Origin of the sequence: Shewanella algidipiscicola, assembly GCF_900380485.1 — a bacterium.
Taxonomy (GTDB): domain Bacteria; phylum Pseudomonadota; class Gammaproteobacteria; order Enterobacterales; family Shewanellaceae; genus Shewanella; species Shewanella algidipiscicola.
In genome coordinates this window covers 51243-67757 of the sequence record NZ_OXJV01000017.1, presented here as the reverse complement: position 1 = coordinate 67757, position 16515 = coordinate 51243, and the positions used below count along the sequence as shown (strand labels likewise).

Genomic DNA, 16515 nt, shown 5'->3' with positions numbered 1-16515 from the left:
AAGTCAAAAATTACTTCTTAGCGTTTCTTTCTTTAACTTCAGCGATCACTTTTTCAGCTACGCTGTTTGGACATGGTGAGTAGTGTGAGAACTCCATAGAGAACTGACCACGACCCGATGTCATTGTACGTAGTGAACCAATGTAACCGAACATTTCTGATAGCGGTACGTCAGCTTTAACACGAACACCAGTTACACCAGCCATTTGGTCTTTGATCATGCCACGACGACGGTTAAGGTCACCAATCACATCACCAACGTTGTCTTCTGGGCTGAATACATCAACTTTCATGATAGGCTCAAGAAGTTGTGCACCGGCTTTAGGCATAGATTGACGGAACGCACCTTTAGCTGCAATTTCGAACGCGATAGCTGACGAGTCAACTGCGTGGAAAGCACCGTCAGTAAGTTCTAGTTCAACGTCAAGCACAGGGAAACCTGCAACAGTACCAGTATTCATCATGCTGGCGAAACCTTTCTCAACAGCAGGCCAGAATTCTTTAGGTACGTTACCACCAACAACTGATGACTTAAATGTAAAGCCAGAGTTTTGCTCACCAGGACGGATAACATAGTCAATTTTACCAAACTGACCAGAACCACCAGATTGCTTCTTGTGCGTGTAGCTATCAGCAACTTCTTTAGTGATAGTTTCACGGTAAGCAACTTGTGGCTCACCCACAATTAGGTCAACGCCGTAAGTACGCTTAAGGATATCAACCTTAATGTCTAGGTGAAGTTCACCCATACCTTTAAGGATGGTTTCGCCTGAGTCTTCGTCAGTCTCTACGCGGAATGATGGATCTTCAGCGATCATCTTACCGATAGCGATACCCATTTTCTCACTGCCGCCTTTATCTTTTGGTGCAACAGCGATAGAGATTACTGGCTCTGGGAATACCATGGCTTCAAGAGTACAAGGGTGCTTAACATCACATAGTGTGTGACCAGTTTGTACGTTCTTCATACCCACGATCGCAATGATGTCACCAGCTTGTGCTGATTCAAGTTCGTTACGCTCATCTGCGTGCATTTCACACATACGACCAATACGTTCAGTCTTACCGGTTGCGCTGTTAAGGATGGTGTCACCCTTCTTAAGCTTACCAGAGTAGATACGTACGAAGGTTAGGGCACCAAAACGGTCATCCATGATCTTGAATGCAAGCGCTTTTAGTGGCTCATCAACTGAAACTAGGGCAACTTCACCAGTTTCGTTACCTTCTTCATCAGTCAGTGGCTGAGGATCAACTTCAGTTGGTGCTGGCAGGTAGTCGACAACTGCGTCAAGAACGAGCTGCATACCTTTGTTTTTGAATGCGCTACCACAGTATGTTGGGAATAGGTCAAGATTACGTGTACCTTTACGGATACAACGCTTGATCTCTTCAATAGACGGCTCTTCGCCTTCCATGTACGCTTCCATCAGATCATCGTCCTGCTCAACAGCAGTTTCGATTAGCATTTCACGGTATTCTTCAACCATGTCAACCATGTCAGCTGGTACGTCTTCGATGGTGTAGTTTTCTGCTTCACCTGAATCGTCCCATACCCATGCTTTACGAGTCAGTAGGTCAACAACACCTTTGAACTCATCTTCGATACCGATTGGTAGAACCATAACTAGTGGCGTAGCCGCTAGTACGTCTTTAGTTTGCTTAACAACGCGTAAGAAGTCAGCACCCATACGGTCTAACTTGTTTACGAAGATGATACGAGCAACACCTGATTCGTTCGCATAACGCCAGTTGGTTTCTGATTGTGGTTCAACACCACCAGAACCACAGAATACACCGATACCACCATCAAGTACTTTAAGAGAGCGATATACTTCTACTGTAAAGTCAACGTGGCCAGGGGTGTCAATAACGTTAAAACGGTGGTCTTTCCAAAAACAACTTACAGCAGCAGACTGAATGGTAATACCACGCTCAGCTTCCTGTTCCATGAAGTCAGTTGTAGATTCACCGTCATGAGTTTCACCGGATTTATGGATTTTACCAGTTAGCTTAAGGATACGCTCAGTTGTAGTAGTTTTACCCGCATCAACGTGAGCAAAGATACCAATGTTTCTGTACTTTGATAAATCAGTCATTTTTCTACTCTATTGGAGTTACGTTCTAAAATTCGGGGGGAAGTATATCAATACTTTTAGAATTGTTTTATAGATTTTTCTTAAAATCATTCAATTTTGCCTAATTAGGTCAACTTTACCCTTTCACATAATTGTTTGTCACCAGCTACAGGCCTTGCCATGCCTTGTGTTGCCGACTTTTTATTCACTTAGTGCCGCGGTTGTTATCACTTATATTTTTTTGTTTAAATGTAAGCCACTTTCAGCACTGAACATTATGTGGGTAACTGTGATACTGCATGAATAGGAGGTGTCTGTAGGAGATTGTGCCAACCGCTGCTACCATAGCGGGCAATCTCACTGCCTAGACAATAAAAGGCAAGGGTGTCACTTATCAGGAGTATTTAGCGTGGCAATTGAACACAGTGAAATCACCGGGCTATTGAGCACGCTTAAGTGCAGAACCAATTTTACCGTTAAAAAAATGACCGAATATATGCTGCCCGAGTTAAAAGAGCCTTTTTATCTCTATGGGGCTGACAAAGATTGTCTATTGGTTATTCGCCCCGCCTATGAAGTGTTTCTTGCCGAGTTATCCGCCCTTGATGGGGTAAAACATAAAGCAGGATTTGTACACCATAGTGAGATGACCCGTTTTCCTAAGCGGGTACAGAAAAGCCTTAACGGTATCCATTATGGTTTGGGGTTTAAATTTACCGATGCAGCCGCATTAACGCGTTTTATCACCCGGTTGATTGCCATTAATCAGGGGCACTAAGTCGATTTTATGATTGGCTCAGTTACGCCCTGTGGAGTGATTGGCAGTAAAGGGTTTTATACACTTGCTGGAGTTCTGTTATAATCAGCGCCACGATTGTGATGCCCGTTTTGATAGACTTGTTGATTAATTAGCAGGGCTACAATCTATTTAGCTAATTTTTGTCCCATTTTGCGTTTAATGCTGCCTTGCAAGGTGCCTTAAAATCAGGTTTAGGACTCACACTGAGATTTTACATGTCATTTTCTACACTTGGGTTTTCTACGCTAGGGCTAGACCCTGCCATCCTTACCGCGCTTAGCGAATTAGACTATTCGACCCCAACGCCTATCCAAGCCGAAGCCATTCCACTGGCCTTAAAAGGCAAAAACTTGATTGCCGCGGCGCAGACAGGTAGCGGTAAAACGGCCAGTTTTGTATTGCCTATTCTGAGCCGTTTAGCTAACGGTGATACGCAACGTAAAAAGCGAGCGCGGGCATTAATCTTGACTCCGACGCGCGAGCTTGCCTTGCAGGTCGATAACCGCATTGCTCAATATGGTAAGTACCTTAATCTTAAATCGATGGCGATTTATGGTGGTGTTGAGTTAGCGGCGCAAAAGCAGCAACTCATCGATGGTGTCGATATTGTGGTGGCTACCCCAGGTCGCTTAAGGGATCTTTACACCCAACGCGCCATTCATTTTGACGAAATCGAGGTGCTAGTACTGGATGAAGCCGACAGGATGCTCGACATGGGCTTTATCGAAGATATTACTAAGATCATCGACAGCTTGCCTCAAGATAGGCAAAACCTGTTGTTTTCCGCGACCCTATCGCGTCAGGTTCGCGAATTGGCAAAAGAGACGGTTCCTAACGCAATTCACTTGTCGGTGACTAAAGATGAATCCGCTAAGCCTAATATTGAGCAGTGGATCACCACTGTGGATAAAGATAAAAAGTCGGCTTTATTGAGTCATCTTATTCAACAGCATAACTGGCCGCAGGCGTTGATCTTTATCGAGACCAAGCATGGCGCGGCTAAATTAGTTAGCCAACTTGAAAAGCGGGGCATAGCAGCCGATTGCATTCACAGTGGCCGTGCTCAGGCGATCCGAGAGCAGATCTTAGCGGACTTCAAGGCGGGTAAGATTAAGTATCTTATCTCCACGGGAATATCTGCCCGTGGTATTGATATTGATAACCTTCCCTTGGTGATTAATTATGACTTGCCTTTTCCTGCCGATGAATATGTCCATCGAATTGGCCGTACCGGTCGTGCTGGTGCTAAAGGGCAGGCGATATCACTCGTCTCTAAAGATGATTTTAAAAATTTATGCATGATTGAGAGCCGCTTGGGTCATTTACTGGAACGTCGCGAAATTGAAGGGTTCACACCGCGTAAGGCCGTGCCAACCTCAATTTTAAATTACCGACCTAAACAGCGTATTGAAGAGGGAACATCGCCCGTTGAGGGCCAAAAAAAGCCACCAAAGGGTAAGGCACGAGCAACGCGCAGCGCTAAAGGGGATAACAATAATGCTGACTCACGCTCTGCATCTTATCAATCGAGCATCAGCAAAGCTAAGTCTACTCAAAAGGCTAAGTCTACCAATAAAGTGGATAAGCCAACTTCAGTGCCAGGCTTTAACCCGTGGACCGATAAATCTTAATATAATACGCCTACTGAAGGCGTTGCTTTAACGTCACCGGCGTCAACTTGGCTCAAGGTTATGCTTGAGCCAAAGATTGCTGATACCGTTAATTGCTAGCAGCTAGCACTTAATACAAGTCGTGACTAACAGACAGATGCTCAATATACGGTGTGAATGGCAATGCTAAGGGCAATGATACGGCCGCCAGCGCTAACCCCTACCACGTTAAGCCGAAGCTCTGATAAACATTATTTATCTCTACCTAACTCGAACTATGCGCGTTGTACTTGCGTAATCACGCGCTAACTCCTATGATCCTCCGGATTTTTATTAACAGGCTTTATCATGCTAAACGCGTCACTATCACCCAGTTCAACCGAATTAGTTATTAATGTACTCACTATGGTGCTCAATGAGGGGAAACCCTTAGACAGAGCTTATTCGCATCATTTCTCTGGGCTAAAGTTAGCGCCTTCAGAACAGGCAAGGATCACCACAGTGGCGGGCGATCTATTACGTCGGTTAAACCTATATTGTTATTTAGCAGATATGGCGCCAGCAGATATTGAGCGCTTAGGTTCACGCTTACTCAATGCTTGGCATATGTTCCATGGGCTCGAGCTGCCAAAATTGCCATATACCTTGACGATAGAGCAAGACGATTTTGACCAGCGTTTAGAGCAGGCCAAGCTTGACTTACCGCTGTTTGATGGCTGTCCTGAGTGGCTTGACGAACTCGGCACAGCACAAATGGGCAGCCTTTGGCCTGCTGAGCGCGCGGCACTAGCTATGGCGCCGCAGCGCTTTTTACGAACCAACTTATTAAAGTGCCAGCCAGAAGAGTTACAGCAAAAATTGGCACGCGAAGGGGTGCAAACACAACGGGTTGATGGTGTAGACACAGCGTTACAAGTGATATCCGACTCGGCACTGTTTCGTACCGATAGCTTTAAAGCAGGATTGTTTGAACAACAAGATGCCGGTTCACAACAGGTTGCGGCAGCTGTGGATGCTAAACCTGGTATGCGCGTCATCGATGCGTGCGCCGGTGCTGGCGGAAAAACCCTGTCGATCGCCGCACAAATGCAAGGTAAGGGACGCTTGTTAGCGATGGATGTCGAGCAGTGGAAACTTGACAGCCTTAAGCAACGCGCTCGCCGCGGTGGCGCGCACAATATCGAAACCCGACTCATTGCCAGCAGCAAAACCATTAAACGTTTAAAACTGACCGCCGACAGAGTATTACTCGATGTGCCTTGTTCTGGCCTTGGGGTACTAAAACGTAATCCCGATGCCAAATGGCGTGACACTCCAGAGCGTTTACCCGTACTCGTGCAACTGCAAAAAGATATTTTGCAAAGTTACAGTCGCATGGTCAAAGTCGATGGCATATTGATTTACGCCACCTGTTCGATAATGCCACAAGAAAATCGTCAGCAAGTGGATGCTTTTTTGGCAGCCAACCCTCACTTTAGCTTTATGGATGATGAGACCATCAGTGTGGCTGAATCTGGCTTCGATGGTTTTTACCTAGCAAGAATGCAGCGTATTGCTGAATAAGCGTGTTTAAAACATCTTATTGGTTTTTGTAGAAGGTGTGTCAGTGCAGCTTCTACAACAACTAACCCTATCGTTATAACGTTGTGCAGTCCTGTTTATCCAAGGCTCAGTATTATTGCTTAAGTCGAAGGCTTAATTTTCACGCTCCGAGCGCATACTCTCATGCTTACTCTATCTGTTTTATTTCAAGATTGAGCTTAGCCTAGCGATAAAGGTCTGATATCTATCCCCTGCGGCGAAATGGGGTGTTTATCGGCTAGGGAAAGTGGGCAAATAATGCTATGATTTGGCCTTTGTCGAAAGATTAATGGCCTGATTATTGGGCTATGGAAGATGTCATTGTTTGCACTAACCCAGGTTTTTGCCCATCAACAAGTTTTCGCGGGATTACAACTGCTATTAGCGGGGCAACTTAACGACGTTAAGCTGTCCGCCACTGAGATAGCAGGGCACTTTACAACCGAGCAAGGGCACTACGCCGCTCATCTCTCACTTGTGCCCAGTGATCGCTTTAGCGGCCATTGCAGCTGCCAAGCTGCCAACTGTACACATATCGCCGCTTTGGCCATCGAACACCTTGCACAGCAAAGCAATAATACCAATGAACGCAGCCGACGCATCGATACGGCAATTCGCTTATTTAAGAGTGAAGCCAATCAAGAGTTTGACCCGTTCCCAGCGATGGCTCGTCACAGGGTATTGTATGTAATTTATGGCGATGAAGGTGCGCTGCGTTTAAGTGTTCATAAAGGCTATTTGAATAAAAATGGCACTTATCAGCTAAGGGATACGTTAGGTTTTGACATCATTGGTAGTGCGCCATTGCCTAAGTATGTTAGCCAAACTGACCAACAGTTATTGTCACTGTTAAAAGCCCAGCTCAGTGGCGATGAGATACTCGCGCAGTTCCAGCAGATAGACTTAACATTACCGCACGGATTAACGAGTGATTTTTATCGCTTACTCTGTGCCTGTGGCCGCAGTTTTTATCAAACATTAACTAAGTCACCTCTGCGCTGTGATGTTCACTATGATGAAGATTATGTCGATACTCACTTTCTTGTCCCTGTCAGTGATCAGGTGTATGTCGAGCCAGTAAGCGGCACAATCGTTATTGATGAGCGTCAAAATGCAGAACTAAACCAGCAACTGCTTGAACACATTGACCGTGACGGAGAATGGCAGCCCTGTATCGAAGTGGTGCGCCACAGTATCGATTTTCCCTGGCAAATGCAGGCGATGCAGCCGTTAGATGTGGCGGTATTTACTATGGTGCATCGCGGCGTAGCGTACTCCTTAGCGCAACTGCTTTATATCGCTTGTGATCACCAGCCCTTATTAGGTCAAATCGCTCAGTATCAACTGCAACTTAATGCGTTACCGCTAGTTAGCCATTGTTTTGAGCCACCCATCGCCATGAGTGTGCAAGCGGGCACGCGGGTGATCCCCGATGATGTTAGCGAACATGCCGTCTTCTTTCGCCAGTTATCATTGGCGGGGTGGCATGTTCATTTTGCCGCTAAAAATCGTTTTGTTAAATTAGCGGCCAATACTTGGTACGCCGAAATTAATACCCCAAATGCCGATTGGTTTGAGCTGAGCTTAGGCGTTGAGGTGGATGGCGAGCGCGTCAATATTCTCCCCTTACTCATTAATCTTATTCGCCAAGGCAAGTTAACCGATAAAGCGGGGCGCGAGCCAGTATCACTGGAGCTCGAGTCGGGTGAAATTTTGATCTTGCCTGCAACCCGAGTTGCGCGGATCTTAAGCGTGCTGGGTGAGTTATTTGACAAGCAACCGCTTAATGAAGCACAACATTTAGCCTTACCGCGTCACCAGTTAGCGCGATTACCTCAGTTAGATGATGCCATGCGCCAAGATTTAACTGACAAGCGCACTAAAGCCCTTAAATGGCTCGGTGCCACTTGGCTGAAGAAACAAGCGCAGGCCTTGACCGCCTATTTACGGGCTAACCCCAAAGCGGCCCCCTTCAGTGCACCGGCAGGGTTACAGGCTGAGCTGCGGCCTTATCAGGCCCAAGGCGTCAGTTGGTTACAGTTTTTAAAACAGCACCATTTTTCCGGGATCTTGGCCGATGATATGGGGCTAGGCAAAACCATCCAGACCTTGTGCAGTTTACTGCTAGATAAACAACAGGGGCTATTAACCGCGCCTGTGCTGATTATCGCACCCACCAGCTTACTGAGTAACTGGCAACGTGAAGCGGCGACCTTCGCGCCGTCATTAACGACCTTAGTCTGGAGTGGACGAGCTAGGCATGAGCAGCTATCTCAGCTTAATAAGGTGGATATGGTGATCACCAGTTACGGGATCTTGGCTCAAGATGCACAGTTGCTGTTAGCTCAGCAATGGTATCAAGTGATTTTAGATGAAGCGCAAACCATCAAAAATAGCCGCAGCCAAGTGACTAAATTGGTTAATAAGTTAAAGACCCAACATCGGCTGTGCCTCACGGGGACACCGATGGAAAATCACTTGGGTGAGCTGTGGTCTTTATTTAACTTTTTGATGCCGGGCTTTCTGGGCACTGCCGCCCAATATCAACGTCAATTTAAGCTGCCGATAGAAAAAGATCAGTGCGATACCGCGCGGCGTAAGTTAGCTCAGCGGATCGCGCCCTTTATGTTGCGCCGCACTAAAGCGGAAGTGGCGACCGAACTGCCAAAGAAAACCGTTATAAATACCCTGATTGAACTTAGCGAAACACAGGCGGATCTGTATGAAACGATTCGGTTAACGGTCGCAGAGCAGTTGCAACTGGCTTTGCTGCAAACCGGGGCCAAGGCTAATCGGTTGGCAATAAGCAATGCACTGTTAAAACTGCGGCAAGTCTGTTGTCATCCCGCCATGCTCAAGCTTGGTAATGTGTCTGATACTCGTCAGCCAACAGAGGTGGAATACCTTGATAAAGGCCATGACAGCGGCGCTAGCGAGGCCGCCGAGGCCAAACTTACCAGCGTAGCTGTTCAGTTAGCTGAGTTGACAGATGACGGGCCACAAGTGTCATCCAAGCTGGCATGGCTTGCCAATAAATTACCTAACATGATTGAAGATGGGCGTAATATCCTTATTTTTTCATCGTTTACCACCATGCTCGATCTCATCGCCGCCCAGCTAAACCAGCAAGGGATCGATTATGAGATGTTAACGGGTAAGAGTCGCCATCGAGATAAAAGCATCGACAGGTTTCGCCGCGGTGAGGTCAATGTGTTTCTTATTAGCCTTAAAGCGGGGGGCTCGGGGCTCAATTTGACCGAGGCAGATGTGGTTATTCATGTCGACCCATGGTGGAATCCTGCGGCCGAAGAGCAAGCCAGCGATCGCGCTTACCGTATTGGTCAGCAAAAGCCCGTGTTTGTGTATAAGTTGATCTGCCAAAATACTGTCGAAGAACGTATTCAACAGCTGCAGCAATCCAAACAAGCATTAGCGCAAAGCATGTACCAAACAGAGAGCCTGTCGGTAGCTGAGATGAACAGTGATGATTGGCTCGCGTTATTGCAACCTATTGATGATGTGCCACCGAGTTAGTATTGGCAATATTGGTCTGTCACTTGGCTCGTTATTTTGGGTTTTAGTTACTTGGTTTTAGTTACTTGGTTTTAGTCACTTGGCTGTTACTTTCTAAGTCACAATGACTCATTCACCTTGTATGGTGATGAGTAACGTGCGCTCGCTGGCATGGTTTCTCGCCTCACACAGGTAGATCCCTTGCCAAGTGCCTAAATTAAACTGGCCGAGGGTGATGGGGACACTCAGCTGAGCTCCTAGCAAGGACGACTTAAGGTGCGCGGGCATATCATCGCTGCCTTCATAGGTGTGGGTATAGTAAGGCGCATTTTCTGGAGCGAGGCGATTAAAATATTGTTCAAAATCCTCGCGTACGCTGGGATCGGCATTTTCGTTCAGGGTCAGTCCGGCCGAGGTATGCTGTAATAGCAGGTGGGCCAGACCAATATTAAGTTTGCGCAGTTCTGGCACGGCAGCCATTATCTCATCGGTTATCAGATGAAATCCGCGTGGCTTACGCGTTAAGATTATCTGTTTTTGTATCCACATGGGGCATTATCTCCTCATCGTATTCAGATGTTTGCTTGTCATCACCATTGCAGACTCTAACTCATTGCAGTCGTAAATGACGATTCTCAACCACTGTCTGATGGCTATCGTAAATGTTTTCTCAATTGCTATTACAACTTATCGCACAATAAAGACCATAAAAAACGCCCCTAAAATTAACTCTTAGGGGCGTTTGTCTTGATCAGCAAGCTAATCGCTTGTCGTTTAAAAGTTGGCTGATTTGGGTGCGCGTGGGAAAGGGATCACATCGCGAATGTTAGACACACCCGTCACATAAGAGACCAAACGCTCAAAACCTAGGCCAAAACCTGCGTGTGGCACAGTGCCATAACGACGCAGATCACGGTACCACCAGTAATCTTCTTTGCTCAGGTTCATTTCAGCAAGACGCATATCGAGCACATCTAAACGCTCTTCACGCTGTGCACCCCCGATGATTTCACCGATGCCTGGCGCCAATACGTCCATCGCGGCAACGGTTTTGCCGTCTTCGTTAAGGCGCATATAGAAGGCTTTAATATCTTTTGGATAGTTCTTCACAACCACTGGGGCTTTGAAGTGTTCTTCAGCCAGATAGCGCTCATGCTCAGATTGCAGATCAATGCCCCATTCAACATTGAAATCAAACTTTTTACCGCAGTTTTTAAGGATCTCAACGGCATCGGTATAGTCAACTTGGGCAAAGTCGCTATTAACGAAGTTTTCTAAGCGTTCAATAACGGTTTTATCGACACGTTGGGCGAAAAAGGCTAAATCATCAGGGCGTTCTTCAAGTACGGCTTTGAAACAGTATTTCAACATGCGCTCGGCTAGACCGGCCACATCATCTAAATCGGCGAAGGCCACTTCAGGCTCGACCATCCAAAATTCAGCAAGGTGACGGCTGGTGTTTGAATTCTCCGCGCGGAAAGTAGGGCCAAAGGTATAGACCTTAGACAAGGCGCTTGCGTAGGTTTCAGCGTTAAGCTGACCCGATACCGTTAAAAAGGCCTCTTTACCGAAAAAGTCTTCTTTATAGTCGACTTTACCGTCATCGGTGCGGGGTAAGTTTTCCATATCCAGGGTGGAAACGCGGAACATTTCACCAGCGCCTTCACAGTCTGATGCGGTGATCAGTGGAGTCGATACCCAGATATAGCCCTCTTCGTTATAAAAACGGTGAATAGCTTGCGACAGACTGTTACGCACGCGCGCTACAGCACCAATAATGTTGGTACGCGGACGCAGGTGAGCTAATTCGCGAAGGTGTTCGATGGAGTGGCGCTTTGCTGCCATGGGGTAGGTATCAGGATCATCCACCCAACCAGTGACTTCAATATTGGATACTTGCAGCTCAAATGCTTGTCCTTGGCCTGGCGATTCTACGACGTCACCAGTCATGACCACAGAACACCCTGTGGTCAGCTTAAGAACCTCTTCGTCATAATTGGCTAAGCTATTTGGCACCACGCCCTGGATTGGGTCAAAACAGGAACCATCATAAACGGCAAGAAAAGAGATGCCGGCTTTGGAATCTCGGCGAGTTCTTACCCAACCGCGCACAGTAACTTGCGAACCAACCGCAAAATCACCTTTAAATACAGAAGCGACAGATGCAATGCTCATTGTTGCTTAGTTCTCCAACGAATCGTTTTATTAAAAATTTTGGAGGTTTATATTACCTTGCTGACGGCTTTTCTCAAGGGAAAAACCACATATAAACACAGTTGACAGTAAATAATCTCTCCTTTAGCCGTTAGGTTGGGTTAAGTCTGTGCAATTATCACCATACCCCGTAGTCGGCTAAGCCATCTTAATGGCATCCAATGGTGTAAAAGGGCAAAAATTGTTAGGCTTAAAATACCACCATCCGATAAATGATGTCATAAAGTGCATCGTTATCTTTCATTGGTGATTGAATGAGTTAGACTCAAGATTAGCCGATTGCTCACGCGATGGAATAAATGGATATCCATAAGCACTGTTAATGGCAGATAAAAAGGCGACTCAATGACAAAAATTAAGGTTTTCCAAATATTATTAGGTTCACTGTCGATCCTTGGCTGGTCGCTGGCCGTTTATGCGCTGCTGTTGTTTGATGCAGCAAGGCCTGATCGCGCGGTTGGTTACTTTATCAGTAAAGGAGCAAGCGTGCGTTTGAGTTGGGATCCTGAAATCACCTTACGACTCGAGTATGTGATTTGGATCTGCGCCGCCATTAGTCTGTTTAATTTAGGCTTTAATTTTTATGTGGCGAATCGTAGTCGCATGGGGTACTGGTTTAATATTCCGCTATTGCTGCTAACGTCGACTGCGGCAGGGCTTTACCTAAGCTTTATGATTTAACCAAGGTGGATTTTATATTGCTGAGGTGAACGCCATAACGCTGCAGATGTGCAGCCTTTATTACTTATGGTAGCGTCTATGCTGTTAAGTAAGAGATTATCAATCGGAGCGGATTTGAGTTCAGCGGTGAGTGAATTCAGTAGTCAGTCAACCTAGCATCCCATTTCATCGTTACTAAGCTGACGACACATTTTGTCAATCATCGCCGCAGTGGCTCCCCAAATCATATGCTGATTATAGGGAATAAAATACACTGGGTAACTTATCCCTCGGCGAGTAAATCGCTTCATGACGCGGTTATCTGGGTTTAATAAGAATGACAGCGGCACAGTAAAGAGCTCATCCACCTCGCCCGGATCTAAAATAATCTCAAACTCTTGCTTAATAATGCCGACAATGGGGGCGATGGTAAAACCCGTTAAAGTATTAAACATGGGGTATTGCCCCAACACTTGCACATTATCTTGTGGCAGGGCGATCTCCTCAAAGGCTTCGCGCAGCGCAGTCGCAGTATAATCCACATCTTGCGCTTCTACTTTTCCGCCGGGGAAACTGATCTGTCCTGGGTGGGCACGCAGGTGAGTCGGGCGCCTAGTTAAGATAAGGTGCAGTTCGTGCTCTTTTTCGATTAGCCCCACCAACACCGCCGCTTCACGCAGCGAGCGAGTGATTATTGGGGCGTTATCTTCGGGCAACAGCTGCAGGGCGTAGCGCTGCTTAAACTCGTCCAGTGTCATGACTCTTCGCTAAAACAGGGAGGATCTTACTTACCTTATCATAGCTCTCTTGATATTCGGCATCCACTTGCGAGTCAGCCACAATACCGCCACCGGCCCAGCAATATAAACGCTGATGTTCAGCCACTAAAGTGCGAATGGTGATGCTAGTATCCATTTGCCCATCTTGACTCAGATAGCCGATGGAGCCACAGTAGAGGCTGCGTCTTGAGGGTTCGAGTTCTTCAATGATCGCCATCGCCCTAATTTTGGGCGCGCCAGTGATCGAACCGCCCGGAAATGCGGCGCGCAGCAGATCGCTAGCATGATAGCCCACATCGAGTGTTGCAGTGACTGTGCTGACTAAGTGATGCACCGCCGGAAAGCTTTCGATGGCAAACAGGCTCGGCACGTTAACACTACCAGGTTTGGCCACTTTACCTATGTCGTTGCGCAGCAGGTCGACAATCATTAGGTTTTCGGCGCGATCTTTCTCTGAGTTGGCGAGTTGCGCCGCAGCATCACGGTCAGCAATGGGATCGGCTGCTCGGGGTAAGGTGCCCTTAATGGGTTTAGTTTGAATTTGATCTTCGCGTAGTTGAATAAAACGCTCAGGCGATATAGACAATAAGGCATGGTGTGCTAGGCGTATAAACGCTGAAAAGGGCGCACCATTGCTTTGGCGCAGGGTTTGGTAGGCTAGCCACTCATCCCCCTGATAATTGGCCATAAAGCGCTGGGTAAGATTAATTTGATAGCAATCACCACTGTGTAGATAAGCTTGCACTGCATTAAATTTAGCGTGGTAGTCCGTTACATCGATTTGTGCTTGCCAGTCGCTCGTCAGCGCAAAAGGGGCGTGGCTTGGCATGCTGGCTAATGCTTGCTCAATCTGAGCTAGTTGCCATTGTAGCTGCGCCTCACCGTAATAATGCACCATTGACCATTGTTGGGTATGAGAGTCAAAAATCAGCGCCCAAGGATAAATGCCGACATTCATCTCAGGTAGGTCTATATCTTTTTCTGCAATGTTGGGCAAGGATTCTAAGCGCCGGCCCAAATCATAACTAAAGGCGCCGACGGCGCCGCCACTGAATGGCAAGTGGCAGGTTTTAGACTCGGGAAAATACCGTTTAATTAGCTGCTTAAGCAAGGCAAAGGGATCGGCATTGCTGTGCTCTACACCAGGTTCACTCTTAAACTGTGGCTGCTGCATAGCGCTGGTTTGCGGTAAATGAGTGATAAGCGTGGTGTCGCCTTGGGTGACTAAGGTGGCGATAGGATCGATACAAATGATGTCGTAACGGGCATCGACATGTTCGGCATTGGCCGAGTCGAGCAGTATGGCCCAAGGACGCTGAGAAAAATGGCTAAATACCTCGGTGGTAGCGTATTTCCACGGTAAGGTTTTTACTGCAACACCTTGAGTAGACGAATAAACCATCAATTAACCTTTGTAAAATGTGATGTTCCCCTAAAAGTCGCGAAAGAGTATCATATTGTGACTGGATTCAAAAAAATAGCCGACCCTGTCACAGGGCATGAATAACTAAACTGCAACCAAGGAAACGTCTGTGAGTATAGAACAGCCCATCATTAAGCAAGCGGATCTTATCGAAAGCATCGCCGATGCATTGCAATATATCTCTTATTACCACCCAAAAGACTTTGTCGATGCCATGGCCGAGGCTTATGAGAAAGAAGAGAGCGCGGCGGCTAAAGATGCGATCGCTCAGATTTTGATTAACTCTCGTATGTCGGCCGAAGGCAAACGTCCACTATGTCAAGATACGGGTATTGTCACCTGTTTCGTTAAAGTGGGCATGGGCGTTCAGTGGGACAAGACCGACATGACAGTGCAGCAGATGGTCGATGAAGGCGTTCGCCGTGCTTATACCAATCCTGACAATCCACTGCGAGCCTCGATAGTGGCCGATCCTGCTGGCAGCCGTAAAAATACCCGTGATAACACCCCATCGGTTGTGCATATCGATATGGTACCTGGCAATCATGTTGAAGTGGCCATTGCCGCTAAAGGCGGTGGATCGGAAAACAAATCTAAGATGGTGATGTTAAACCCATCGGATGATATCGCCGCATGGGTCGAAAAAACCTTACCGACCATGGGCGCTGGCTGGTGTCCACCGGGTATGCTTGGCATAGGCATTGGTGGCACCGCCGAGAAAGCCGCTGTGATGGCCAAAGAATCATTAATGGATCCGGTCGATATACATGAGTTACAGGCGCGCGGCGCCGAAACCACCGAAGAAAAGCTGCGCCTTGAGATCTTCGAGCGTGCTAACAAGTTAGGCATCGGCGCGCAGGGGCTCGGCGGGTTAACCACAGTGCTCGACATTAAAATTAAATCGGCGCCAACCCATGCGGCATCAAAACCTGTGGTGATGATCCCAAACTGCGCCGCCACACGCCACGTGCACTTTCATCTTGATGGTACAGGCCCTGCAGAGCTCACGCCGCCATCACTAGCCGATTGGCCAGAGATCACCCGTGAAGCGGGCGAAGATGTGCGCCGTGTCAACCTTGATACCGTGACCCAAGCCGATATTGAGCAGTGGAAGAGCGGTGATGTGCTTTTACTCAACGGAAAAATGCTTACTGGTCGCGATGCGGCACACAAGCGCATTCAAACATTGATAGAAAGTGGCGAAGGCTTGCCAGAAGGTGTCGACTTTACCGGTAAATTTATCTACTACGTTGGCCCAGTCGATCCTGTTGGCAACGAAGTGGTTGGCCCAGCAGGACCCACAACCGCAACCCGCATGGATAAATTTACCGATCTTATGCTGGATAAAACCGGGCTTATGGGCATGATAGGTAAAGCTGAGCGTGGCCCTGCAACCGTTGAGTCGATTAAGAAGCATAAAGCCGTTTATTTAATGGCGGTGGGCGGTGCAGCATATTTAGTATCCAAAGCGATTAAGAAGTCACGAGTCGTAGCATTTGAAGATTTAGGGATGGAAGCCATCTATGAATTTGATGTGCAAGATATGCCTGTCACTGTCGCCGTGGACAGTGATGGTGTCAATGCCCACGAAACTGGCCCGGCAATGTGGAAAGTCAAGTTAAGCTAATAGGAGAGTCGAACGCCAGCTTATGTCACAGCATCAATGTGTCAAGCCAGTGTTAGTTTTTCGCGGTACTTATTGATCATCGTTAGGCACATTAAGTACAGATTCGCTACAGGTGCGAGTCACTTGTGTTAGTCACTTGTATTAACCAAGTAACTAAAAATGGGGGGTAGGCAACTTGCCTAATCCCCCATTTTTGTTTAGTGTGCTTGCGCATATACATTCTCAGGTCGGGTTA

At 47.1% G+C, this 16515-nt stretch carries 11 protein-coding genes; 6 read left to right on the top strand and 5 right to left on the bottom strand.

Translation table 11 applies throughout. From position 1 onward, the window contains the following. Positions 1-10 precede the first annotated feature (10 nt). Positions 11-2095, bottom strand: coding sequence for an elongation factor G (gene fusA, locus DN599_RS12510; RefSeq protein ID WP_110457927.1), 2085 nt, complete (start codon positions 2093-2095; stop codon positions 11-13). A 388-nt stretch (positions 2096-2483) separates the two neighbouring features. On the opposite strand from fusA, the gene DN599_RS12505 reads away from it, so the two are divergent. The 4 genes from DN599_RS12505 (at position 2484) to DN599_RS12490 (ending at position 9598) form a co-directional block, all read left to right on the top strand. After that, positions 2484-2852 carry a hypothetical protein gene (locus DN599_RS12505; RefSeq protein WP_110457926.1) on the top strand — a complete coding sequence of 123 codons (369 nt, stop codon included), beginning with the start codon at positions 2484-2486 and terminating at the stop codon, positions 2850-2852. Positions 2853-3088: 236 nt separating this feature from the next. Continuing rightward, positions 3089-4504, top strand: coding sequence for a DEAD/DEAH box helicase (locus DN599_RS12500; RefSeq protein WP_110458175.1), 1416 nt, complete (start codon positions 3089-3091; stop codon positions 4502-4504). Positions 4505-4831: 327 nt separating this feature from the next. Then, positions 4832-6046: an RsmB/NOP family class I SAM-dependent RNA methyltransferase gene (locus DN599_RS12495; RefSeq protein ID WP_110457925.1), complete on the top strand. Its 1215-nt coding sequence runs from the start codon at positions 4832-4834 to the stop codon at positions 6044-6046. A 339-nt stretch (positions 6047-6385) separates the two neighbouring features. Continuing rightward, positions 6386-9598, top strand: coding sequence for a DEAD/DEAH box helicase (locus DN599_RS12490; protein ID WP_162599207.1), 3213 nt, complete (start codon positions 6386-6388; stop codon positions 9596-9598). A 108-nt stretch (positions 9599-9706) separates the two neighbouring features. On the opposite strand, the gene DN599_RS12485 is transcribed toward DN599_RS12490, so the two are convergent. Together DN599_RS12485 and asnS are read right to left on the bottom strand one after the other, a co-directional pair. Next, entirely contained in the window at positions 9707-10126 is a 420-nt protein-coding gene (locus tag DN599_RS12485) for a secondary thiamine-phosphate synthase enzyme YjbQ (RefSeq protein ID WP_110457923.1), read from the bottom strand. 225 nt (positions 10127-10351) lie between these two features. Next, entirely contained in the window at positions 10352-11752 is a 1401-nt protein-coding gene (asnS, locus tag DN599_RS12480) for an asparagine--tRNA ligase (RefSeq protein ID WP_110457922.1), read from the bottom strand. 384 nt (positions 11753-12136) lie between these two features. Between asnS and DN599_RS12475 the strand changes: the two genes are divergently transcribed. Further along, on the top strand, positions 12137-12472 hold the full coding sequence (locus tag DN599_RS12475; RefSeq protein ID WP_110457921.1) for a hypothetical protein: 336 nt from the start codon (positions 12137-12139) through the stop codon (positions 12470-12472). Positions 12473-12624: 152 nt separating this feature from the next. On the opposite strand, the gene DN599_RS12470 is transcribed toward DN599_RS12475, so the two are convergent. Together DN599_RS12470 and pabB are read right to left on the bottom strand one after the other, a co-directional pair. Continuing rightward, a complete protein-coding gene (locus tag DN599_RS12470) occupies positions 12625-13209 on the bottom strand; it encodes a CoA pyrophosphatase (protein WP_110457920.1) in 585 nt (194 codons plus the stop codon). Further along, the gene (gene pabB / locus DN599_RS12465) at positions 13190-14632 is read right to left on the bottom strand and encodes an aminodeoxychorismate synthase component I (protein WP_110457919.1); all 1443 of its coding nucleotides are present in this window, start codon (positions 14630-14632) and stop codon (positions 13190-13192) included. Before pabB ends, DN599_RS12470 begins: the two co-directional genes overlap by 20 nt. A gap of 130 nt (positions 14633-14762) precedes the next feature. On the opposite strand from pabB, the gene DN599_RS12460 reads away from it, so the two are divergent. Continuing rightward, positions 14763-16280, top strand: a complete 1518-nt coding sequence (locus DN599_RS12460; protein ID WP_110457918.1) for a fumarate hydratase — start codon at positions 14763-14765, stop codon at positions 16278-16280. Positions 16281-16515: the final 235 nt, after the last annotated feature.